General features: G+C 71.7%; 2 pseudogenes and 1 riboswitch. Of the pseudogenes, one reads left to right on the top strand and one right to left on the bottom strand.

What is annotated here, in order from left to right:
* Window positions 1-124: pseudogene (locus tag G3N94_RS43075) on the bottom strand (bifunctional cobalt-precorrin-7 (C(5))-methyltransferase/cobalt-precorrin-6B (C(15))-methyltransferase); the annotation flags it as partial.
* 201 nt (window positions 125-325) lie between these two features.
* Window positions 326-515: riboswitch (cobalamin riboswitch) on the top strand.
* A gap of 106 nt (window positions 516-621) precedes the next feature.
* On the opposite strand from G3N94_RS43075, the pseudogene G3N94_RS41690 reads away from it, so the two are divergent.
* Window positions 622-868 (top strand): annotated as a pseudogene (locus tag G3N94_RS41690) (hypothetical protein); the annotation flags it as partial.

Genomic DNA, 868 nt, shown 5'->3' on the forward strand with positions numbered 1-868 from the left:
TCATGTCGAGGTGCCGTTGCGCGCCGACCACCAGCGCCGCGTCGAGCAGCGCGCGGCGCGCGGCGCGACCGAGTCCCGTGTAACCGTCGTCGCCGATCCCCACCACCGTCAGCCACACCGTCATGCGCCCTTTCCCATCGTTCAGTTCCGTCATGTTGCCGCGGGCGGCCACGAAGCCGCCGCGCGTCTGTCCGCGTTGCGAAAAGCGGCATGGTACCGTGTTCCACCCCGCGTTTCACCTGCGGTCGGCACGGACCGACAGCCCGGCACGGCAAGGTTTGGAAGGTTCGGAGGCGTCGCGAACCCCCGCCGAAATCGGGTATCCTACGCCCGTTCGTTCGCCGGTGCCCTTCGGGGCCGAAGAGGGAACACAGGGCGCATCGCGCTGCTGTGGCTGCCCCCGCAACTGTACGCAGCGAGCCCGTCTCCACCCGATGCCACTGGTTTCGCCGGGAAGGCCTGGAGCGGGCGTCGACCTGTCAGCCAGGAGACCTGCCGGCCTGAAAGTGCGTGCGTGTCAGCGATCATCGGGCGGGGTGTACCGATGCGTTGGCCGCGGCGCGACACAGTCCCGGTGCCCCGTTGAGTTCCGCCTCCGTTCCGTCCCCTGCTTCACCCGCCGTGCGGCCATCGGCCTGCCCGGGGCTCGTGCGCGTCGTCCCGGCCGCCGACGGCGGACTGTGCCGGATCAAGCTGCCCGGTGGCCGCGTCGACGCGGCGCAGGCGCGTGCGATCGCGGCCGTCGCGCGTGCGCACGGTTCCGGCGTGATCGAGGCAACCAACCGCGCGAACCTTCAGCTGCGCGGGATCCGCGACGGCGAAGCCGATGCGCTCACCCGCGCGCTGCTCGACGCGGGGCTCGGCCCGC

The sequence above is a fragment of the Burkholderia sp. Ac-20353 genome, assembly GCF_017104785.1.
Classification (GTDB): domain Bacteria; phylum Pseudomonadota; class Gammaproteobacteria; order Burkholderiales; family Burkholderiaceae; genus Burkholderia.